The sequence below is a fragment of the Streptomyces botrytidirepellens genome (genome assembly GCF_003721215.1).
In the GTDB taxonomy this organism is placed as follows: domain Bacteria; phylum Actinomycetota; class Actinomycetes; order Streptomycetales; family Streptomycetaceae; genus Streptomyces; species Streptomyces himastatinicus.
In genome coordinates this window covers 1-20,530 of record NZ_RIBZ01000845.1, presented here as the reverse complement: position 1 = coordinate 20,530, position 20,530 = coordinate 1, and the positions used below count along the sequence as shown (strand labels likewise).

17 protein-coding genes and 1 pseudogene are annotated in these 20,530 nt (G+C 73.1%); 11 read left to right on the top strand and 7 right to left on the bottom strand.

The genetic code is table 11. The features are described 5' to 3' along the window. Positions 1 to 799, top strand: a pseudogene (locus tag EEJ42_RS44430) (protein kinase); the annotation flags it as partial. 6 nt (positions 800 to 805) lie between these two features. Here EEJ42_RS44430 and EEJ42_RS44425 read toward each other — a convergent pair. Then, positions 806 to 2,374 carry a class I adenylate-forming enzyme family protein gene (locus tag EEJ42_RS44425; protein ID WP_123107816.1) on the bottom strand — a complete coding sequence of 523 codons (1,569 nt, stop codon included), beginning with the start codon at positions 2,372 to 2,374 and terminating at the stop codon, positions 806 to 808. Positions 2,375 to 2,522: 148 nt separating this feature from the next. Here EEJ42_RS44425 and EEJ42_RS44420 point away from each other — a divergent pair, with 148 nt between their 5' ends. From EEJ42_RS44420 to EEJ42_RS44410, 3 genes are all read left to right on the top strand, one after another. Next, a complete protein-coding gene (locus EEJ42_RS44420; RefSeq protein WP_123107815.1) occupies positions 2,523 to 3,686 on the top strand; it encodes an acyl-CoA dehydrogenase family protein in 1,164 nt (387 codons plus the stop codon). A 9-nt stretch (positions 3,687 to 3,695) separates the two neighbouring features. Continuing rightward, positions 3,696 to 4,727 (top strand): acyl-CoA dehydrogenase family protein, encoded by a 1,032-nt coding sequence (locus EEJ42_RS44415; protein WP_123107814.1) that lies wholly within the window; start codon positions 3,696 to 3,698, stop codon positions 4,725 to 4,727. A 483-nt stretch (positions 4,728 to 5,210) separates the two neighbouring features. Beyond that, on the top strand, positions 5,211 to 5,798 hold the full coding sequence (locus tag EEJ42_RS44410; RefSeq protein ID WP_123107813.1) for an ATP-binding protein: 588 nt from the start codon (positions 5,211 to 5,213) through the stop codon (positions 5,796 to 5,798). 275 nt (positions 5,799 to 6,073) lie between these two features. Here the strand turns inward: EEJ42_RS44410 and EEJ42_RS44405 are convergent, their stop codons facing one another. Continuing rightward, on the bottom strand, positions 6,074 to 7,000 hold the full coding sequence (locus EEJ42_RS44405; RefSeq protein ID WP_123107812.1) for a cyclase family protein: 927 nt from the start codon (positions 6,998 to 7,000) through the stop codon (positions 6,074 to 6,076). Between the two features lie 98 nt (positions 7,001 to 7,098). Here EEJ42_RS44405 and EEJ42_RS44400 point away from each other — a divergent pair, with 98 nt between their 5' ends. Genes EEJ42_RS44400 through EEJ42_RS44385 form a run of 4 tightly spaced genes read left to right on the top strand, consistent with a single transcriptional unit; the run spans position 7,099 to position 11,828 of the window. Then, on the top strand, positions 7,099 to 8,010 hold the full coding sequence (locus tag EEJ42_RS44400; protein ID WP_123107811.1) for an SDR family oxidoreductase: 912 nt from the start codon (positions 7,099 to 7,101) through the stop codon (positions 8,008 to 8,010). An 11-nt stretch (positions 8,011 to 8,021) separates the two neighbouring features. Next, a complete protein-coding gene (locus EEJ42_RS44395) occupies positions 8,022 to 9,287 on the top strand; it encodes an acyl-CoA dehydrogenase family protein (protein ID WP_123107810.1) in 1,266 nt (421 codons plus the stop codon). Continuing rightward, positions 9,284 to 10,747, top strand: a complete 1,464-nt coding sequence (locus EEJ42_RS44390) for an aldehyde dehydrogenase family protein (RefSeq protein ID WP_123107809.1) — start codon at positions 9,284 to 9,286, stop codon at positions 10,745 to 10,747. Before EEJ42_RS44395 ends, EEJ42_RS44390 begins: the two co-directional genes overlap by 4 nt. A gap of 28 nt (positions 10,748 to 10,775) precedes the next feature. Then, positions 10,776 to 11,828: a Zn-dependent alcohol dehydrogenase gene (locus EEJ42_RS44385; protein ID WP_123107808.1), complete on the top strand. Its 1,053-nt coding sequence runs from the start codon at positions 10,776 to 10,778 to the stop codon at positions 11,826 to 11,828. Here the strand turns inward: EEJ42_RS44385 and EEJ42_RS44380 are convergent. Next, the gene (locus EEJ42_RS44380) at positions 11,750 to 12,868 is read right to left on the bottom strand and encodes a GlxA family transcriptional regulator (RefSeq protein WP_123107807.1); all 1,119 of its coding nucleotides are present in this window, start codon (positions 12,866 to 12,868) and stop codon (positions 11,750 to 11,752) included. The two genes, EEJ42_RS44385 and EEJ42_RS44380, sit on opposite strands and share 79 nt — an antisense overlap. A gap of 97 nt (positions 12,869 to 12,965) precedes the next feature. Here EEJ42_RS44380 and EEJ42_RS44375 point away from each other — a divergent pair, with 97 nt between their 5' ends. Next, complete coding sequence (locus tag EEJ42_RS44375; protein WP_246097799.1) at positions 12,966 to 14,297, top strand: MFS transporter; 1,332 nt, start codon at positions 12,966 to 12,968, stop codon at positions 14,295 to 14,297. Here EEJ42_RS44375 and EEJ42_RS44370 read toward each other — a convergent pair. The 4 genes from EEJ42_RS44370 to EEJ42_RS44355 all read right to left on the bottom strand — a co-directional run bounded on the left by EEJ42_RS44370 (position 14,272) and on the right by EEJ42_RS44355 (position 19,481). Then, positions 14,272 to 14,907, bottom strand: a complete 636-nt coding sequence (locus tag EEJ42_RS44370) for a flavin reductase family protein (protein ID WP_246097797.1) — start codon at positions 14,905 to 14,907, stop codon at positions 14,272 to 14,274. The two genes, EEJ42_RS44375 and EEJ42_RS44370, sit on opposite strands and share 26 nt — an antisense overlap. Before the next feature lie 67 nt (positions 14,908 to 14,974). Further along, on the bottom strand, positions 14,975 to 15,793 hold the full coding sequence (locus tag EEJ42_RS44365) for an enoyl-CoA hydratase/isomerase family protein (protein WP_123107804.1): 819 nt from the start codon (positions 15,791 to 15,793) through the stop codon (positions 14,975 to 14,977). A gap of 70 nt (positions 15,794 to 15,863) precedes the next feature. Continuing rightward, positions 15,864 to 18,104 carry an acetate--CoA ligase family protein gene (locus EEJ42_RS44360; RefSeq protein ID WP_123107803.1) on the bottom strand — a complete coding sequence of 747 codons (2,241 nt, stop codon included), beginning with the start codon at positions 18,102 to 18,104 and terminating at the stop codon, positions 15,864 to 15,866. Between the two features lie 219 nt (positions 18,105 to 18,323). Further along, positions 18,324 to 19,481: a flavin-containing monooxygenase gene (locus EEJ42_RS44355; RefSeq protein WP_123107802.1), complete on the bottom strand. Its 1,158-nt coding sequence runs from the start codon at positions 19,479 to 19,481 to the stop codon at positions 18,324 to 18,326. A 226-nt stretch (positions 19,482 to 19,707) separates the two neighbouring features. On the opposite strand from EEJ42_RS44355, the gene EEJ42_RS44350 reads away from it, so the two are divergent. Next, on the top strand, positions 19,708 to 20,163 hold the full coding sequence (locus tag EEJ42_RS44350) for a Zn-ribbon domain-containing OB-fold protein (protein WP_123107801.1): 456 nt from the start codon (positions 19,708 to 19,710) through the stop codon (positions 20,161 to 20,163). 179 nt (positions 20,164 to 20,342) lie between these two features. Continuing rightward, positions 20,343 to 20,530, top strand: a 188-nt coding sequence (locus tag EEJ42_RS44345) for a hypothetical protein (protein WP_221179494.1), incomplete at its 3' end; no start/stop codon positions are given.

The following is a 20,530-nucleotide window of genomic DNA, read 5'->3' as shown; positions in this document are numbered from 1 at the left end:
GGCCGCGCACGGGCGGCACAAGCGGGCGAAGCAGGCCGCGCGCGAACCGGGTCCGGCCCCGCGGCGGGAGCGGGCCCCCGGCCGCAAGCCGCGCAGGCTGGGGCGGGTGCTGCTCCTGCTGATACTGCTGGGCCTGGCGGCGGCGGTGCTGTACGCGATGATGTTCATGCCGCGTACCGAGGACACCGGTGGCCAGGACCGTACGGGGTCGGCGGGCGCGGGGAGTCCGGCGCCCACCAGCGCCCACGACCCGGCGTCACCGTCGTCCGAGGAGAACGGCGAGAGCGGCGACGGCTCGTCGGACCCGGGTTCCGACGAACCCCAGTCCACCGAACCGGCCGGTCTCGCGAAGGGCTTCGCGGTCCGCAAGGACCCCAAGGGCTTCAGCGTCGCCGTCCACGAGGGCTGGACCCGGCGCGGCGAGAACGCGCGCGGCCAGATCCGGTACATCGGCGGCGACATCGAGCTGGTGATCGTGGCCGGGCGGGACAAGGTGTCCGAGTTCGGCGCCGACCCGATGGCGTACCAGCAGAACCGGGAGGCCGAATTGGCCGCCTTCCGCGACTCGGCGTGGGCGTCGTCCTCGGGGCTGAAGCGGATCGACGTCGGGAAGACGGCGATGGCGGAGGGACAGTTCAGCTGGCGGGACACCAGCGGCCGCAGCGTGTACGCGCGCAACCTGGCCATGCTGATCGGCGGCCGCTACCACGTGGTCCTGGCGATAGGCCCGGCCGACGAGCGCCGCGCGGTGAACCGCCACTTCGAGCAGGCGACGGCCACGTACAGCACCACGGGCTGACACGCGCTAACGGACCGCACCCCCGAACCGCTCCCGCAGCCGGTACTTCAGCACCTTCCGCAGCGTCTCGTTGCGCGGCAGCGCGTCCACCACCTCCACCCGCTCCGGCACCTTGTGCACCGACAGCCCCGCGCCCCGCAGATAGGACCCGACGCCCTCCACCGTCAGCGGCGCCGCCCCCACCGGCTGCTCCACCACGGCGCACACCACCTCCCCGCGCTCCGAGTCCGGCAGCCCGATCACCGCCACGTCGCCCACATCCGGGTGGCGGTACAGCAGCTGCTCGATCTCCTTCGCGGAAATGTTCTCGCCCTTACGGATGATGATGTCCTTGGCACGTCCCGTGAGCACGAGATGACCGCTTGCTGTCAGATGGCCGAGATCGCCGGTGCGGAAGAAGCCGTTGGCGTCGAATGCCTCCCGGGTCTGTGCCTCGTCCAGATATCCGGTGCACACCGCCTCGCCCCGCAGCCGCACCTCCCCGTCCACGACGCGGATCTCCATCTCCGCGGGCGGGCGCCCCTCCGTCGTCGCCAGCAGTTCGTCCCCGTCGTCCGGCGACCCCATGGTGATCATGGGAACCTCGGTCATCCCGTAGCCGTGCGTCAGTTGGCACCCCAGTTCCCGCACCACCTCGTAGTACAGCTCGGGCGGCTTGGGGGCGCCGCCCCCGGCCAGCAGCCGCAGCGTCGGGATGAGCCGGTGCGCGGGATCCTTGCGCTGCTCCGCCAGGAACATGGAGTAGAAGGCGGTGCTGCCGCCCGCGACCGTCACCCCGTGCCGCCGGTACGCGGCCAGCGAGTCCGGCAGCGCGAAGTGCTCCAGCAGCACGGCGGGGAAGCCGTACAGCAGCAGCATCACCGTGTAGTCGGGCCCGGCGACATGGGCGTACGGGAAGGCCATCGACCCGATGTCGTCCGGTCTCAGCCGCAGCGCGTGGGCGAGACACGACCCGGCGGCGATGAGGCTGCGGTCGGTGTGCAGCACCCCCTTGGGGTCGGAGGTGGTGCCCGAGGTCCAGTAGATCCAGCGGACGGCGGTCCCGTCGGTGGGCGGCGGCGGCAGCTTCGCCGCCTTCGGGTCGGCGACCGGGAGCGCGTCGTACGCCTCGAAGACGCGCGGCGGCTGCGGCAGCCGGGCGGCCAGCCGGTGCGCCATCGCCGTGTGGTCGAAGCCGCGCCAGGTCCCGGGGACGGCGAAGAAGCGCGCGCCCGAGGCCCGGAGCGCGTACCCCACCTCGCGGTCGCGGTAGTACGGGATGAGCGGGGTCTGTACGGCGCCCAGCCGGGCCAGCGCCATGGTCAGCACGACCGTCTCCAGTCGGGTGGGCAGCTGCCAGGCGACCCGGCTGCCGGGGCCCACCCCCATCGCGTACAGCCCGGCCGCCGTGCGCTCCGCGCGGGTGCGCAGCGCCCGGAACGTCAGCCTCCGGTCGTGCCGTCCGCTGGCGGCGGCCTGGATCAGCGCGGGGGCGTCCGGGGTGAGCGCGGCGCGCCGCTCCAGCAGCTCCCACAGCGTCGCCGATGCGCCGAGGGCGTGTGCGGTGTCGGTCGTCCCGGCTGTGGTGTCGGTCATCCCGGCCTCCCGTGACCATGAATCTGACGGTTAGTCAGATAATGCGGGAAGCGTAAGGCCGTCCGTCTTGTCGGTCCAGGGGGTGCGGATTAGCCTTCCCCTGCCGCCTGATCTGACGTGACATCAGAAGAGGGAGGAACGGCCGCCGATGGATCTCGCCTTCACGCAGGACGAGGAGGACTTCCGGCACGGACTGCGCGCCTGGCTCGCGGACGTCCTCCCCACCCTGCCCGACCGCCCCGACCCCGCCGACTGGCCCGCCCGCCGCGCCTACGACTGCGGCTGGCAGCGCATGCTGTACGACGCCGGGTACGCCGGACTGCACTGGCCCGAGGACGCCGGAGGCCGGGGCGCCACCCCCACCCAGCACCTGATCTTCCTGGAGGAGACCGAACGCGCGGGCGCGCCCTACGTCGGCGCCAACTTCGTCGGACTGCTGCACGCGGGCCCCACCATCGCCGCCGAGGGCACCCCCGCCCAGCGGGCCCGCTGGCTGCCGCCGATCCTCCGCGGCGACCAGGTCTGGTGCCAGGGCTTCTCCGAACCCGACGCCGGATCCGACCTGGCCTCCTTGCGCACCCGGGCCGTACGGGACGGCGACAGCTACGTCGTCAGCGGCAGCAAGATCTGGACCTCGCACGCCGAGGTCGCCGACTGGTGCGAACTCCTGGTGCGCACCACCCCCGTGGGCCCCGAGACGCCGAAGCACCGGGGCATCACCTGGCTCGCCCTGCCCATGGACGCGCCCGGCGTGACCGTACGGCCGCTGCGCACCCTCGCCGGGACCGCCGAGTTCGCCGAGGTCTTCCTCGACGAGGTGCGGGTGCCCGTCGACCACCGGATCGGCGCCGAGAACGACGGCTGGCGGGTGACCATGGTGACCCTCTCCTTCGAACGCGGCACGGCCTTCGTCGGCGAGGTCATCGCCTGCCGCCGCGTACTGGAGGCCCTCGCCCGCACCGCCAAGGCCAACGGGCGGTGGGACGACCCCGTGCTGCGGCGGCGGCTCGGGCGGCTCGCCGCCGCCTGCGCGGCGCTGTGGCGGCTCACCCAGTGGAACGTGAGCGAAGCGCAGCGCACCGGCGGGGTGCCGGGCGTCGGCGGCTCGGTCTTCAAGCTCCGCTTCTCGGAGGTGCGGCAGGAGCTGTATGACGCCGCCGCCGAGGTGCTGGGCCCGGACGCGCTGGACGCCGGGCACGAGTGGGTCGCGGACCGGCTGTCGTCCCTCTCGTACACCATCGCCGCCGGAACGTCGCAGATCCAGCGGAACATCGTCGCCGAGCGCATCCTCGGCCTGCCGAAGGGGCGGTGACCCGGACCCATGGACTTCCAGCTCGACGACGACCAGCGGGCGCTGCGGGACGGGGTGCGCGACCTGCTGGAACGGCGCTTCCCCCGCACCCGGTTACGGACGGTGGTGGACGGTCACGGCGATACGGCGCCGCTGGACCGTGCCCTGTGGCGGGAACTCGGCACGGCCGGATTCTTCGCGCTGCGGCTGCCCGAGGCGGCGGGCGGGGTCGGGCTCGGACTGCCGGAAGCGGTGCTGGCCATGGAGGAGGCGGGCCGGGCGCTGCTCCCGGGGCCGCTGGTCGCCACCCAGCTCGCGGCGGGCCTGGGACTTGCGCACGCCGCGGCGAACGCGGTTGAGGGTGCGGCCGAAGGCGCGGCCGTGGTCGCCGCGCTGGACCTCGGGCCCGGGGCGGACCGGCTGGTGGAGCACCTGGCCTCGGCCGACGCCGTGCTGGTGCTGAGCGGCGAGGACGCCGAGGTGCTTCCGGCCGCCGCGCTCGCGGACCCGGCACGGCCGATACGTTCCGTCGACCCGGCCACGCCGCTGCACCGGGTGCACCCGACCTTTCAAGCCTTCGAGGCCTTCGAGGCCGGGGCGGGCGCCGGGGCCGTGGGGGCCGCCGCCCGGCTGCGCCGCGAGGCGACCCTGCTGACCGCGGCCCAACAGCTCGGCAGTGCCTCCCGTACGGTCCGGATGGCGGTCGACCACGCCACGGCGCGCACGCAGTTCGGCCGCCCGATCGGCGCCTTCCAGGCCGTACAGCATCTGTGCGCACGGATGCTCGTACGCACCGAATCAGCCAGAAGTGTGGTGTACGCCGCCGCGGTCACAGAAGAGGCGAGCGACATCGCCGCCGCCAAACTGCTCGCCGACGAGGCGGCCGTCCACAACGCCCGCGACTGCCTTCAGGTGCACGGTGGAATGGGGTTCACCTGGGAAGCCGATGTCCATCTGCACCTCAAGCGGGCCTGGGTGCGCGCCGGTCAGTGGCAGACGGCGGCCGCGGCCGAGGAGGAACTCGCCGCCGAACTCCTGTTGACCGGTGAAACAGGTTTGTAACCGGGCTCCATGGATACGCCTGAATTGTTGGGATGTCGCATTCTCTGGGGAGATCCCCGGAGGCTTTGAGGTGACCGAGCGTTGATATCGGGTTGTTTCCTAGGCGTGACTCGTCACAGGGGGGAGTCGGGCTCCGGCTCGGGTACTCTCCGTTGGGTGCGAGCGGTTTTGGGGTGCAACGAACCCGGCGTGGCCCGTGGGGCGACTCCGGGCACGCCGATGTGCCCCGCTCGCACGGGGCGCGCTCCGATCTTGCCTCGCTGTTCGAGTCCTCGGGGCGTGCGTCGCACAGTATGCCCCACGCATACTCCTTGGCGCTGGAATATGACCGAAGCGCTTGTTGGGGTGACTGTACGTCAACCATGCTCTCTCACAAGGGGGTACCTCCCAGCGGCAGCTGGGGGAGCGTCACGTTCCGTGACCTCTTCGAGGACCTCTTGGAGGTATGAGGCGATGTGTCCGCCAGTTCGGATGGTGTGAGCGGTGCAGGTGCTTCAGATGCAGATGGAGGTCCGACCCGACCCCGCGGAGGTGAGCCGTGCCCGTCGGTGGGCGCGTTCGCGGCTCGCCGGGTCCGGTATCGGAGCCGACGAGCCGCTCGCCGAGACATTGATCCTGCTCATCTCCGAGCTGGTCACCAACGCCGTGGTGCACACCGGCTGTCCCGCCGTGCTGCGCATGCGCTTCCCCGCGCAGACCGGTGGCGACGGTTCCGCTGCGCCCTCCGCGGAGAAGGGGCCCGAGCTGGGCACGGTCCGGGTCGAGGTCGCGGACGCCAGTGCCCGCGCACCGCGCCAGCGCCGCGCCGACGAGGAGGCCACCAACGGCCGCGGACTGGAGCTCGTCGACGGTCTCGCGGACCGCTGGGGCTGGCAGCCCGAGGGCGCGGGCAAGCGCATCTGGTGCGAAATCGACCGCGGTCGGCGCGAGGAGTGCGCGGACGGCGCGGAGCGCGTCGAGCACGGCGATCACGGGGCGCGTGAGAAGCCTCTTCTGACGGGACATGGCGCCTCCCGCGCGCCCTCGCATCTGGGGCGGACCTCACAAAGTCCAGACCAGGTGTTGACGTGACGTGGCCGAGTGATCACTCTAGGATCAGCGATTCGTCGCGAGGGGACGCCGAGGTCCATGTGGTCCCCGTGAACCGTGTGTTCACGGGGCCGTACCTTGGCGAGTGCGGGTCGCGGCCCGGCGCCTGATCAGGGCTCGGCGCCGGAGCCGGGTGGCGGTGCGCGATGCCGTGCTCGGGGTGTGCATGAGCGCACCGCCGCCCGATAGACCCGTCCCGCCCGTCCCCTCGCGTCCGCGCATCTGTAGCGTCGCGAGCGTTCTTTGCGGTGCCGGTGTCAGAGGATCGCCACCGGCGCGACCGGGGCACCGGTCCCGCCGGTGAACGGCTCCGGCGTGGCCGACAGCAGAAAGGCGTAGCGCCCCTCGTCGGCGCAGACCGCCGACAGCTCCTCCAGATTCCAGTTCTGGCCCTGCATCATGCCCATTTCGACCAGGTCGAGGGCATGGACGGGCAGCCACAAGTTCTCGATCTCCGGTGGGACGATCTCGAAGGTGAGCGTGTCGTTGGCGACCGCCGCCACGTCGCGGGCGTGGAACCACTCGGGGGTGCGCAGCGACAGGCCCGGCGACGGAAACGCGTACGCCTCCCGCTCGCCCGCGAGATACCGCTGGATCTGACCGGTCCGTACGAGCACGATGTCGCCGGGCCGGACCGGGGCCTGAGCCAGTTCCTCGGCGGCGGCGAGGTCTTCGGGGGTGACGACGTGCCCCTCGGGCAGCCGGTCCGCGCCCCGGGCGCGCGCGACGTCGAGCAGCACCCCGCGCGAGACGATGTGCCGCGCCGTGTCGATGCCGCTGAAGGCCGCGCGGCCCTGAGCGGTGACGGAGGCGGCGGGGCGGCCGTTGTAGAGCCTGCCGGAGTGCGAGACATGGGCCAGCCCGTCCCAGTGGGTACCCGCCTGAAGCCCCATCGTCACGGCGTCGTCGCTGGTGGCGACCGTACCCGGGCCGAACATCTCGGCGTTCACGGCGACCATGGTGTGCAGCGGGTTGACCCTTCCCGGGACCATCCCGGTCTGGATGCCGTCCTGCCGCAGCGGAACCGCGAGCGGGACGCGGCGGCCGGTGCGCACCGTCGCGGCGGCGTCCCGGACCACCGCGTCGGTGATCAGGTTGAGGGTGCCGATCTCGTCGTCGGCGCCCCAGCGCCCCCAGTTGTTGACGCGCTGGGCGATGTCGTGGAACTCGGGCGGCAGCGACATGGCGCCTCCTTCGGTCGGTTCCGTTCCAGGGCTTGTACTCGGGGCGGGTCTGCTCAAAAATCTAACGGTCCGTCAGAAACTGCGGGAGGGGACGCGACGTGGGCAACTTCTTGGACGGCAAGGTGGTCGCCGTCACCGGGGCCGGGCGCGGCATCGGACGAGCCGTGGCCCTCGCCTGCGCGGCCGAGGGCGCGAAGGTCGTCGTCAACGACTACGGCGTCTCGATCGAGGGCGGCGCTCCCACCAGCGAGATCGCCGAAGCGGCGGTCAAGGAGATCGTGGCGGCGGGCGGAGAGGCGGTCGCGGTCGCCGACGACGTCTCCACCATGGCCGGGGGCCAACGGATCGTGGACACCGCCGTCGAACGGTACGGACGGCTCGACGGCGTCGTGTGCGTGGCCGGAATCCTGCGCGAACGGATGCTGTTCAACATGACCGAGGAGGAGTGGGACCCGGTCGTCGCCACCCACCTCAAGGGCACCTTCACCGTCTTCCGCGCCGCGTCCGCCGTGATGCGGCGGCAGCGCTCCGGCACCCTGATCGGCTTCACCAGCGGCAACCACCAGGGCAGCGTCGCGCAGGCCAACTACGCCTCGGCCAAGGGCGGCATCATTTCGCTGGTCCGCAGCGCGGCGCTCGGCCTGCACAAATACGGCGTCACCGCGAACTGCGTCGCCCCGGTCGCCCGCACCCGCATGTCCGCCAACGTGCCGATGGAACTGAAGGAGATCGGCGAACCGGAGGACGTCGCGGCTCTGGTCGTCTACCTGCTGAGCGAACGGGCCCGCGAGGAGAAGATCACCGGGCAGGTCTACACGATCGCGGGCCCCAAGATCGCGGTCTGGGCCCAGCCGAGGGAACTGCGCGCCGGATACGCCGAGGGCGCCTGGACCCCGGAGAAGATCGCCGACTTCCTGCCCGGCACGGTCGGCACCGACCCCATGCCGCTGCTGGCCCAGCTCGAAGCCATGGCCCAGGCCGCCGCCGCCCAGCAGCGCCCCAACGCGTAAGGGGAGAAGCCGTGGACTTCGCCTTCGGGCCCGGGGACGAACGCTTCCGCGACGAGGCGCGCGCCTGGCTCGACGCGCATCCGACCGGCCGCTCCACCGACCCCGCGCACACCGCGCACACCGCCGATGTCGCCGCGCAGCGCGCCTGGGAACGCGAACTGGGCGGCGGCGGCTGGATCGGGCTCGGCTGGGACCGGACCCACGGGACCTACGGAAACCGGGCCGCCACCCTCACCCAACAGGTCGTCTGGGCCGAGGAATACGCCCGCGCCGGAGCCCCCGCCCGGCTCGGCCACATCGGCGAGAACCTCCTCGCCCCCACCCTGCTCGAACACGGCGACCCCGCCCAGCGCGCCCGCTTCCTGCCGCCCATCGCCCGCGGCGAGGAACTGTGGTGCCAGGGCTACAGCGAACCCGACGCGGGCTCGGACCTCGCCGGAGTGCGCACCCGCGCCGTCCGCGACCCGGGCGACGGAACGTACCGCGTCACCGGCCAGAAGATCTGGACCTCCCACGCCCGCGAAGCCGACTGGTGCTTCGTCCTGGCCCGCACCGAGGAGGGATCACAACGCCACCACGGGCTGTCCTTCCTGCTGGTGCCGATGGACCAGCCGGGACGCATCGAGGTCCGGCCGATCCGGCAGCTCACCGGCACCGCGGAGTTCAACGAGGTGTTCTTCGACGGGGCCCTCGCCCACCCCGACCACCTCGTCGGCGGCCCGGGCCGCGGCTGGAGCGTGGCCATGAGCCTGCTCGCCGTGGAACGCGGAGTCTCCACCCTGGTCCAGCAGATCGGCTTCGTCCAGGAACTCGACCGCGTCATACGACAGGCCCTGGAAACCGGCGCCGCCCGCGAACCCGTACTGTGCGACCGGCTGATCCGGCAGTGGGCCGAGCTGAAGGTCATGCGCTGGAACGCCCTGCGCACGCTGGGCGCCGCCGGGAACCCCGCTTCCGGGGGCCCTACCCCCACCCCCTCCCCTCCCACCCCCTCCGCTCCCCGTCGGTCCGTTCCGCACGACGCCGGGGCGCCCAGTGTGGCCAAGCTGCTGTGGGGCGGCTGGCATCGGCGGCTGGGCGAGCTGGCCGTGCAGGTGCGGGGCGCCGCGGCCGCGCTCGGCCCGGTGCGCTGGACCGAGGGCCGGCCGTATGAACTCGACGCCGCGCAGCGCCTGTTCCTCTTCTCCCGCGCCGACACCATCTACGGCGGCTCGGACGAGATCCAGCGCAACATCATCGCCGAGCGCGTACTCAACCTCCCCAAGGAGGCCCGATGAAGACGTACGGGCACTGGATCGGCGGCTCCTGGCGGGCGCCCGGAGCCGGGCATTACGCGGTCGTCAATCCGGCCACCGAGGAGACCGTCGGCCGGGCGCCGGAGGCCGACGACGCCGACGTCGATGCCGCGGTGCGGGCCGCGCGGGCCGCGTACGACGGCTGGTCGCGCACCGCCCCCCGGGAGCGCGCCGCCGTACTCGACCGCGCGGCCGACCTGCTGGCCGAGCGCGCCCCCGACCTGGTGCCCCTCGTCCAGGCCGAGACCGGTGCGACCCTGCGGGTCACCGCGGCCCTCCAAGTGCCCCCCGCGGCCGACCGCTTCCGCCGCTACGCGCGCGGCGCGATGGAACCGGACACCGTCCCGCTCGCCCCGCTGCCGGTCGCCGCCAGCCCGCTGGCGCCCGGCGGGCTGATCGGCGCGGCGGCGGTCCGCCGTCCGGTGGGTGTCGTCGCGTGCATCACCTCCTATAACTTTCCCCTCGCCAATCTCGCGGGCAAGGTCGCCCCGGCGCTCGCCATGGGCAATACGGTCGTCGCCAAACCGGCCCCGCAGGACCCGCTGGCCTGTCTCGAGCTCGGCCCGCTGCTGACCGAGGCCGGGCTCCCGGACGGTGTCTTCAATGTCGTCACCGGCTCGCGCGCGGCCGCGGGCGAGGCGCTCGTCGCGCACCCCGGTGTCGACATGGTCAGCTTCACCGGATCCACCGCCGTGGGGAAGAAGATCGCCGAATCCGCAGGCCACTCGATGAAGCGCACCCTGATGGAACTGGGGGGCAAGGGCGCGGCCATCGTCCTTGGGGACGCCGACAAGCGAGTGATCGCGTCGGCGGTCGGGGCGGTCGGTTCGACCTTCTCCTTCCACAGCGGGCAGATCTGCACGGCGCCGACTCGGGTGCTCGTCCATCGATCGCTGTACGAGCGGGTGGTCGCCGCACTCACAGATTACGCAAAGTCACTGACCGTGGGGGACCCTGTGGATAACTCCACGATCGTGGGTCCGCTGATCTCCGCAGCCCAGCGCGACCGGGTCGAGGCGTACCTCGCCGGGGCCCGTGAGCAGGGCGCCCGCCTCGTCACCGGCGGTGAACGCCCGCCCGTCGCGTCCGGGTTCTATGTCGCGCCGACCCTCGTCGCCGACGCCGACCCCGGCATGACCGTGGCCCGCGAGGAGCTGTTCGGCCCGGTCGTCGTGGCCCTGCCCTTCGACGACGAGGACGAGGCGGTGCGGATCGCCAACGGCACCTCGTACGGCCTCTACGACTACGTCTTCAGCGCCGACGCGGGCCGCGCCTGGGCGCTGGCCGCCCGGCTGCGCAGCGGGAACGTCGGCATCAACACGGTCCAGCGCCACCCCGAGACGCCGTTCGGCGGCTTCAAGCACAGCGGTGTCGGCCGCGACGGCGGCTCGTTCGGGCTGCACGCGTACAGCGAACTCCAGTCGGTGGTCTGGGCCTCCTGAGGGCCCCAGAGGTGGGGGAGGAGCGGGTATGAGAGGCGTTGTGTTCGACGGCAAGGGGCCTCGGGTGGTCGACGACCTGGAGGTTCGCGAACCGGGCCCGGGGGAGGTGCTGGTGGCCGTGGCCGCCGCCGGGCTGTGCCACAGCGATCTGTCCGTCATCGACGGCACCATTCCGTTTCCCGTGCCGGTGGTGCTCGGCCACGAGGGCGCGGGCGTGGTCGAGTCGGTGGGGCCCGGCGTCACCCATGTCGCCCCCGGGGACCACGTCGCCCTCTCCACCCTCGCCAACTGCGGCGCCTGCGCCGACTGCGACCGCGGCCGCCCCACCATGTGCCGCGCCGCGATCGGCAGGCCGGGCCGCCCGTTCCACCGCGAGAACGGTGAGAGGCTGTTCAACTTCGCCTCCAACTCGGCGTTCGCACAGCGCACGCTGGTCACGGCCGTCCAGGCGGTGAAGATCCCGGACGAGATCCCGCTCACCTCCGCCGCCCTCATCGGCTGCGGAGTGCTCACGGGCGTCGGCGCCGTCCTCAACCGGGCCCGGGTGGAACACGGCGAGTCGGTCGTCGTCATCGGCACCGGCGGCATCGGGCTCAATGTCCTCCAGGGGGCCCGGCTCGCCGGGGCGACCACCGTCGTCGCCGTCGACAACAACCCGGCCAAGGAGCCGCTGGCCCGGCGCTTCGGCGCCACCCACTTCGCCGCCACGCCCGACGCCGTACGGGAGATCCTGCCCACCGGCGCCGACCACGCCTTCGAATGCGTCGGCTCCACCCGGCTCATCCGGCAAGCCGTCGACCTCCTCGACCGGCACGGTCAGGCGGTGCTGCTCGGGGTCCCGCCCGCGGACGCCGAGGCGGCCTTCCGGGTCTCCACCCTCTATCTGGACAAGTCCATCCTCGGCTGCCGCTACGGCTCCGCGCGTCCGCAGCGCGACATCGCCCGGTACGCGGAGCTGTACCGGCAGGGCCGGTTGCTGCTGGACGAACTCGTCACCCGCGTCTACCCGGTGGAGGAATTCGCCACGGCCGTGGACGACGCGCGCGGCGGGCGGGTGGCGCGGGCCGTGCTCACGTTCTGAGCGTTCTCAGCGTTCTGAGGGTTCCGATCGTTCCGGACGGCACCACCCTCGCCCGCGGAGGCCCGGAAGGTGCGCCGGTACGCGGTGGGGGAGACCCCGAGCGCCGCCTGCACGTGCTGCCGCATCGACGCGGGTGTGCCGAAGCCCGCGTCCCGCGCCACCTGGTCCACCGACAGGTCCGTGTCCTCCAGCAGATGCCTGGCCCGCTCCACCCGCTGCTGCGTCAGCCACTGGCCGGGGCTGACGCCGACCTCCTCGCGGAAGCGGCGGGTGAAGGTGCGGACGCTCATCGCCTCCTGGGCGGCCAGTTCGCGCAGCGTGAGGGGACGGTCGAGGCGGCCGAGCGCCCAGGCGCGGGCCGAGGTGGTGGTGGCCTGCTGCGGCTCGGGCACCGGGCGGCGGATGTACTGGGCCTGGCCGCCGTCGCGGTGCGGTGGCACCAGGCTCCGCCGGGCGACCTCGTTGGCGACGGCGGTGCCGTGGTCGCGCCGTACGACGTGCAGACACAGGTCGAGGCCCGAGGCGACTCCGGCGGAGGTGAGGACGTCGCCGTCGTCCACGAACAGCACGTCCGGATCGACCGCGATGGACGGGAAGAGCCGCTGGAAGTGGCCGGCGCTGCTCCAGTGGGTGGTGGCGGGGCGGCCGTCGAGCAGCCCGGCCGCGGCGAGGACGTACGAGGCGGTGCAGATGGACACCCAGCGGACGCCGGGCCGGGCGTGGGCGAGGGCGGCGGCAAGCGGCGCGGTCAGCCGGCCCTCCGCGAAGACCGGTCCGAGTTCGTACGAGGCGGGCACCACGATGGTGTCCGCCTCGGCGAGGGCTTCCGGGCCCCGCTCGACCATGATCGGGAAGTCGGCATCGGTGGAGACCGGACCGGGCTCGGGGGTGCAGGTCACCACCTCGTACAGCGGCAGGCGTGCGGCGGAGCGGGCCTTGCCGAAGATCCGGTACGGGATGCCCAGTTCGAAGGGGATCACGCCGGGCAGGGCGAGCACGACGACGCGGTGGAGCTTCGCGGTCTTCTCGGGCTGGGGCATGGGTCGGGCCTCCCGTCGCGGCGGTGTGGCCCGATCCTAGCGAATGCTGTCCCACGGGCCACTCGTTCGTGGGGAGCCGCCGCCCGATGCTGGTCCGGTGACGCAGACAATCAGATCTCGCCGGGCCCCCGCCCCCGGACAGGGCGGGCAGCCGACCCGCAGGGCCCCCATACGCCGTCCCCACCGGGCGTGGCTGGTCGCCGCCGTCACCTTCATGACGATCACCATGGCGGCCGGATTCGCCTCCCTGCCCGGGCTGCTGGTCGACCCGCTCCATGAGGAGTTCGGCTGGTCGCGCGGCACCATCGGCTTCGCCGTGTCCGTCAACCTCGCGCTGTACGGGCTCACCGCGCCGTTCGCCGCCGCCCTGATGGACCGCTTCGGCGTCCGTCAGGTCGTCGCCGCCGCGCTGACGGTCATCGCCCTCGGCGGCGGCCTCACGGTCTTCATGACGTCCCCCTGGCAGCTCATCCTGTGCTGGGGCGTGCTCGTCGGCCTCGGCAGCGGGGCCATGGCGCTCGCCTTCGCCGCGACCGTCACCAACCGGTGGTTCGTCGCGCGGCGCGGTCTGGTCACCGGCATCCTCACCGCGGGCGGCGCGTCCGGTCAGCTCGTCTTCCTGCCGCTGCTCTCCTGGCTCGTGGAGCGGCAGCACGACTGGCGTCCCGCCGCCATGACCGTCACGGTCGCGGCCCTCGCCGTCGTGCCGTGCGTGGTGCTGCTGCTGCGCGACCACCCGTCCGACGTCGGGCTCACCGCGTACGGGGCCGACGGCCCGCCCGCCCCCAAGCCCGCCCCGCAGCGGGGCGCCGCCCGGCGCGCGGTGACGGCTCTCGCGTCGGCCTCGCGGACCGGTACGTTCTGGCTGCTCGCCGGGACGTTCGCGGTCTGCGGCGCCTCGACGAACGGCCTGGTCAAGACCCACTTCGTGCCCGCCGCGCACGACCACGGCATGCCGGTGACGGCGGCCGCGAGCCTGCTCGCGGTGATCGGCGTCTTCGACATCGTGGGGACGGTCGCCTCCGGCTGGTTCACCGACCGCTTCGACGCGCGGCGGCTGCTGGCCGTGTACTACGCGCTGCGCGGGCTGTCCCTGATGGTCCTGCCACTGCTGCTGAACGACGCGGTGCACCCGCCGATGATCTTCTTCATCGTCTTCTACGGGCTCGACTGGGTGGCCACGGTGCCGCCGACGATCGCGCTGTGCCGGGAGTGGTACGGGGAGGACAGCGCCATCGTGTTCGGGTGGGTGCTGGCGTCGCACCAGGTGGGCGCGGGGCTCGTGGCGTTCGTCGGAGGGATGGCGCGGGACGCGTTCGGCAGTTACGACCTGGTCTGGTACGGGGCGGGCGGGCTGTGCGCGGTGGCGGCCCTGATGGCGTTGATGATCCGGCGCGGTGCCGCTACCGCCCCGGTGCCAGGCGTGTGAACGCGCCGCGGTGGAAGAGGAGAGGACCGTCGGCCGCCGCCTCTTCGTCGGTGTCCAGGGCGCACACCCGGCCCACTACCACCAGGTGGTCGCCGCCGGTGTGGACCGTGTGGACGGTGCAGTCGATCCAGGCCGCGGCGCCCGTGAGGCGGGGTGAGCCGGTGACCGGGCACGGGGTATGGGGGACACCGGCGAACTTGTCCGGGCGGTCGGCGGAGCTGATCGCGAAGGACCGGCACAGCTCGGCCTGGGCCGCGCCCAGGATGCTGACGCAGAAGACGCCGCTCCGGGCGATCCGGGGCCAGGTCGTGGACGTACGGGCGACCATGAAGGCGATCAGCGGCGGGTCGAGGGACAGCGAGGTGAACGACTGGCAGGCGAAGCCGGTCGGCCCCGCCTCGTCGGTGGTCGCGACCACGGTGACGCCGCTCGCGAAGTGGCCCAGGACCCGGCGGAACTCCGCCGGGTTCAGGGGCGGGCGCTCATCCTCCTGTACGGCGCGCAGCGCGCGGCGCGCGCTGGGCGGAGGCGGTGGCCCGGCGGTGGTGGGCGAGCCGGCCGAGCGCAGATAGCGGACGGCGGTGGCGGCCATTCCGGCGTGTCCCATCATGGTTCCGAATCTCCTCGTCGCGGTGCTGGTGCTGCGGTTGCTGCGGTCCTGCGGTGGTGCGGTGTGGTCAGCGGCCCCGGTACACCGGGGGGCGGCGTTCGACGAAGGCCCGTACGCCCTCGTGCGCGTCGGCCGTGGTCATGTTGGTCTCCTGGGCGGCGGCCTCGGCGGCGAAGGCGGCGGCCCGGCCGGACTCCAGCGAGGCGTTGACCAGCGCTTTGGTGGCTGCGAGGGCGCGGGTGGGGCCCGCGGCGAGGCGTTCGGCCCAGGCGCGGGCGGTCCCCGCGAGGTCGCCGTCCGGTACGACGCGGTTGACCAGCCCGAGCCGTTCGGCCTCGGCGGCGGGCAGCGCGTCGCCGAAGAACAGCAGCTCCTTCGCCCGCTGGGGGCCGACCAGCCGGGGGAGCAGGTAGGCGCCGCCGCCGTCGGGGACGAGACCGCGGCGTACGAAGACCTCGGTGAAGGTGGCCGATTCGGCGGCCAGGACCAGATCGCAGGCGAGCGCGAGATGGGCGCCGAGCCCGGCGGCGGTGCCGTTGACCGCGGCGATGACGGGTTTCTCGCAGTCGAGCACGGCGGTGATGAGCCGCTGCGCCCCGCCGCGGATCAGCCGTGCGACGTCGCCGGCGACGCGCTCGGCCGGGGCGGACGGGGCGCCGCGCAGGTCGGCGCCCGCGCAGAAGCCCCTGCCGGTGGCGGTGAGCACGACGGCCCGCACGGCCGGGTCTGCGGAGGCCTGATCGAGCCGGAGGATCAGGCGTTCGCGCTGGTCAGGGGTGAGGGCGTTGAGGGCGGACGGGCGGTCGAGGGTGATCCAGGCGACCCCGTTGTCAGTGGCGTGCCGTACAACGGAGTCGAGCACTTCTTCGGGGGAGGGAGACGTCATGGGGAGGCTCCTCAGGCTGTGGGCGCGGTGTCGGCCGCGGGGCGGCGCGCGACGCGTGCGCTACGTGCGCTCAGCGGCAGATCGCCAGCGCGTCGAGGGCCACCGCGCCTTGGCCGCGGGGCAGCACCATCAGGGGGTTGACGTCGAGTTCGGCGAGCTGGTCGCCGAGTTCCAGGGCCATGCGCTGCACCCGCAGCACGACCTCGACCAGGGCGTCCACATCGGACGGGGGCGCGCCGCGGACGCCGTCGAGGAGGGCGTGGCCGCGCAGTTCGGCGAGCATGGCGCGGGCCTGGTCCTCGCCGAACGGGGGGACGCGGACCGCGGTGTCGCGCAGCACCTCGACGAGCACGCCGCCGATGCCGACGGTCACGGTGGGCCCGAAGAGGCTGTCGTGGGTGACGCCGACGACCATTTCGACGCCGCGCTCGACCATCTGGCACACCAGGACGCCGTCCAGTTCGACGCCTTCGTAGCGGGCGATGTCGGTGAGTTCGCGATAGGTGTCGCGGACCTGGCTGGCGGAGGTCAGGCCCAGCCGGACCAGGCCGAGTTCGGTCTTGTGGGCGAGCTGCGGCGCGGAGGCCTTCATGACGACCGGGTAGCCGACGAGTCCGGCGGCGCGCACGGCCGCGGCGGCGCTGGTGACGAGCTGTTCGCGCGGCACCCGTATGCCGTAGGCGCGCAGCAGCTGCTTGGCGGCGTGTTCGCTCAGGCGCTGGCCGGGGCGCAGCAGTCCGCTCGCCTTGCGCATCGACGGGGAGGGGGTGCGCGGGGCGTCGTCGAAGGGGGAGCGGTAGGAGGCGGTGAAGCGGTGGTGGCCGAGATAGGCGCGGACGGCGGTGATGCAGTTGCCGACGGTGCGGAAGGTGGCCACGCGGGAGGATCCGAGCAGGGTGGTGCGGTAGGCGTCCTCGGTGCCGACGGGCGATCCCCACACCACGCAGACGAGCTTGTCGGTGCGTTCCGCGGCGTCGACCAGGTCTTGTGCGAGCTTGTCGCTCATCGGCGGGAAGGGGCCGGTGATGGGACAGATCAGCACGCCCACGGCCGGGTCGGCGAGGATCGCGTCGATGATCTTCGGGCCGCGCCAGTCGCCGACGGGGTGGCCGCCGTTGTCGACCGGGTTGGCGACGGTGAGGTCGCCGGGTATCCACTGGTGGAGTTCGGCCTGTTTCTCGGCGGAGAGGGTGGGCATCGGGAGCCCGGCCGCGGTGGCGAGGTCGGCGACATGGGCGCCGGTGCCCCCGGAGATCGAATACACCACGACGCCCTCGGCGCGCGGGGGCCGGGCGCGGGCGAGCAGCGCGGCCGTGTCCTGGAGTTCGTCCAGGCCGTCCACCCGGATCACGCCGAACTGGCGCATGGCCGCGTCCACGACCGCGTCCGCGCCGGTCAGTTTGCCGGTGTGGGAGGCGGCGGTGCGGGCGCCGGTCTCGGTGCGGCCGACCTTGACGGCGACGACGGGCACCTTGGCGCGGGCGGCCCGGTCGGCGGCGAGGAGGAAGCCGCGGCCGTCCTTGAGCCCCTCCGCGTACAGGGCGATGGCGCCGACCTCGGGCCGGGTGGCGAAGTACGAGAGGAAGTCGGCGCTCTCCAGGTCGGCCTCGTTGCCGGTGGGCGCCCAGTGGCTGAGCCGGATGCCCAGTTCCTGGAGGGTGTAGACGGGGCGTCCCTGGTGGCCTGACTGGGTGATGAGGGCGATGGCGGGCCCTTCGAGGTCGTCGCGGAACTCCTCGAAGGCGTTGAGGTTGGTGTTGGGGCCCAGCAGCCGCAGCCCGGCGCGGCGGGCCGCGGCGGCCAGCCGGGCCTGGGCGGCGGCGCCCTCGGCGCCGGTCTCGGCGAAGCCGGAGGCGAAGACGACGGCGAACTTGACCTTGACCTGGGCCAGTTCCTCGATGACCGGGAGGGGGTCGCGGACGAGGAGGACGGCGAGGTCGACGGGTTCGGGCAGTTCGGCGACGGACGGGACGCACGGGAGGCCGAAGACGGCCGGACGGGAGGGGTGGACGGGGTGCAGCCGGGCGCCGACGCGTTCGGCCCAGGCGAGGAGCTGCCGGGTGATGCCGGTGCCGGGACGGCCTTCGGTGTCGGAGGCGCCGATGAGGGCCACCGACCGGGGGCGGAAGAAGCGGTCCAGGTCGGGGACCTCGGAGTGCAGCGGGCGGCCGCTGACGTCCAGGTCCTCGGCGTCGTCGAGGGCCGAGGCGCGCTGGTGGACCTGGACGGCGGGGCCGGGTGCCCGCCCGCAGGCGACGGCGCGGGCGTGACGGGAGTTGGTGGTGAGGGTGCCGTGAGTCGATCCAAGCATTGGGTATCCGCCACTCCTGCTCGTTGGCCAATAACCAGGTAACTGACGCCCAGTCACATTACTGAGTAGTCAGGCTACAGAGCTGACGGGCTGTCAGGAATGCTCGGTGCGCGGCGAACACGCAGGGTGACGGCGCGGCCGTTACCGGCGGTACGGCACGACGGCAACAAGAGGGTGCCCGCCCGGCGGCGTGCTCACGCCGCCGCGCGGGCGGCGAAATCAAGCCGTCGTGCGGGACACCGTCGACGCGATCTTCTTCGCGTCCAGGGCCAGCTCGCGCAGCATGCCGCTGATCGGGTTCGTATAGCCCGTGAAGTACAGGCCCGGCGCGGTGGGCAGGGTGCGCCTGCCGTGGGTGAGCGGATGCCCGCGGCCGTCCAGCACGCCCAGGTGTCCGACCAGGTCCTCCAGTCCGCGCCGGTAGCCGGTCGCCGCGATCACCGCCTCGGGGCCGATGCGTGAGCCGTCGGCCAGCACCACCTTGTCCTGGTCCAGCGACTCGACCGCGGCGACCACCTCCACCCGCCCCGTGCGCACCGCGTCGACCAGCCCCACGTCCTGTACCGGGATCGCGCCCTGCCGCACCCGGGTGTAGAGCCCCGCCTCCGGCCACGGCAGCCCCTGTGCGGTCAGGTCCGGCATGCTCAGCCGGCACATCAGCCGCGCCGCCCGGTCCACCGCGCCCCGCGGCAGCCGCCGCACCAGGATGCCGGTGCGCTGTGCGGGCCAGCCCGCCGTCGAGCGGCGCAGGATGTGCGGCGCGGTACGGACCGCCAGCCGCACCCGCGCCGCGCCGCCCTCGACCAGGTCGACCGCGATCTCCGCGCCCGTGTTGCCGACCCCGACCACCAGCACGTCCCGGCCCTCGTACGGCCGGGCGTTGCGGTAGCGGTGGGCGTGCAGCAGCTCGCCGGTGTAGGTGTCCCGGCCCGGCCAGTCCGGCAGCCGCGGCGTGTGGTTGTAGCCGGTCGCGACCACCGCCACCGGCGAGGTCAGCTCCCGCCCGCCCCCGGCCCGCAGCACCCAGCCGGTGTCGTCGTCGGCCCGGTCGATGCGGGTCACCTCCACGCCCGTGACGATCTCCAGCCGGTGGTGCTCCGCGTACCGCTCCAGGTAGCGCACCACGTCGTCCCGGGCGACCCAGCGCCCGAACGCGCGCGGCATCGGCAGGCCGGGCAGCGCGGAGAGGCGGCGCGTGGTGTGCAGACGCAGCCGGTCGTAGTGGCCGCGCCAGGAGGCGGCGACCGTGTCGGACTTCTCCAGGACCACGGCGTGGATGCCGCGTGCGCGCAGCGCGGCGGCGGTGGCGAGCCCGCCCGGGCCGCCGCCGATCACGTAGACGGGTGAAGGGGATCTCGCGGGGAGACTGTCGGCCATGGGGGGAGCGTAGTCCCGGCTGCTTGACGGGTTTCGGTCAAAGGAATTCCGAATCGGTTGCGGATCGGCCACGGGGGCGGGGCGCCCGTCCCCGTGGCCGCCCGTCGCTGTGGCCGCCCGTCGCTGTGTCCACCCGCCCCCTGTTCCTACCCGCCCCTTGTGCCCGTCCGCCCCGGCGCCGGAAACTGATGTGCCGTCAGAAACGGCGGCCGGAAGGAGTGCGCGCATGAGCGGCCCCGACACCTCCGGCGCCCCCGCGGCGCCCCGCTTCGACCTGCCCGAACCCGACCCCTTCAGCCGCCCCTACTGGGACGCCGCCGCCCGCGGCAGCCTGCTGATCCGCCGCTGCGCCTCCTGCGGCCGGGCCCACCACTACCCCCGCGAGTTCTGCCCGCACTGCTGGAGCGAGGACGTCACCTGGGAGGAGGCGAGCGGCGCCGCCACCCTCTACACCTGGTCCGAGGTGCACCGTAACGACCTCCCGCCCTTCGGCGCCCAGGTCCCGTACACCGCCGCCGTGGTGGATCTCGCCGAGGGGCCGCGGATGATGACCCGGATCGTCGACCACCCCGCCGACGGGCTGCGGGCCGGGATGCCGCTGCGCGTCACCTTCCGCGTACTCGGGGAGGGCGCCCCGGCCGTTCCGGTGTTCCGGCCGTGCTCCGGCGGCCCGTCTGAATGATCAGGCCGAATTCTCATCTGGCGGCAAAGAAAATCGATGATCAATCTTGAACAAACGCTCGACCGGATGCCTAGACTGACCGTCTAACTTCCGCCTTTTACCGAGGACTTACTCTTCCGAGCCAGACCCAAGGCGCCCGGCGGCTGTTGCCCGCTCGACCCACCGGCCGCGAGGAATCGATGACTCCGATACATCCCGACCAGCGTGAGCGGTCGCGTGCCCGCAGGTGGAACTCGCCCGCCAGGCGGGCCCTCCTCGGCCTCCTGGTGGCGGCCCCCGTACTCGGCATCGCCGGGTGGACGGCGGCGGCAGCCGCGCCCGAGGCGGCGAGACCCGCGGTGGCCGGGTGCGCGGTGGCGGCCGGGGC